This window comes from Pseudoalteromonas sp. S16_S37 (genome assembly GCF_014694405.1).
In the GTDB taxonomy this organism is placed as follows: Bacteria; Pseudomonadota; Gammaproteobacteria; order Enterobacterales; family Alteromonadaceae; genus Pseudoalteromonas.
On record NZ_JAAUWV010000199.1, the window covers coordinates 1 to 523 of the forward strand.

Annotated in this window: 1 protein-coding gene; it reads left to right on the top strand. The window is 43.4% G+C overall.

Annotated features, from left to right (window positions below; all coding sequences use genetic code 11):
* Window positions 1–523 (top strand): IS3 family transposase (locus HC733_RS22615; protein WP_190367212.1); only part of this gene is annotated, 523 nt, incomplete at both ends.

Below are 523 nucleotides of genomic sequence, written 5' to 3' on the forward strand. Positions count from 1 at the left end.
CTGTTGAGCGATTAATGCGAATTATGGGTATTCAAGGCGTTCGTCGTGGTAAGGCTTGTAAAACAACGATACCAGATGAGCAACAAGATACACCGATGGATTTAGTTAACCGTCAATTTATCGCTGAGCAGCCTAATCAGCTTTGGGTTGCTGATATCACTTACGTCGCTACATGGAGTGGATTTGTTTACGTAGCCTTCGTAATAGACGTATTTTCTCGATATATTGTGGGCTGGCGCGTATCAACAACAATGCACACAGGGCTTATTCTTGACGCGTTAGAACAAGCAATTTGGCATCGTGGTAAAACAGAAGGGTTGATCCATCACAGCGACAGAGGGAGCCAATACTTGTCTATTAGATACAGTGAGCGACTTGCAGAAGCGGGGATCCAAGCATCTGTTGGAAGCGTTGGAGATTCTTATGACAACGCAATGGCTGAGACGATAAATGGTTTATTTAAAACAGAAATTATCCGAAGAAATGGACCATGGAAAAATGTTGATGCTGTCGAATACGCCAC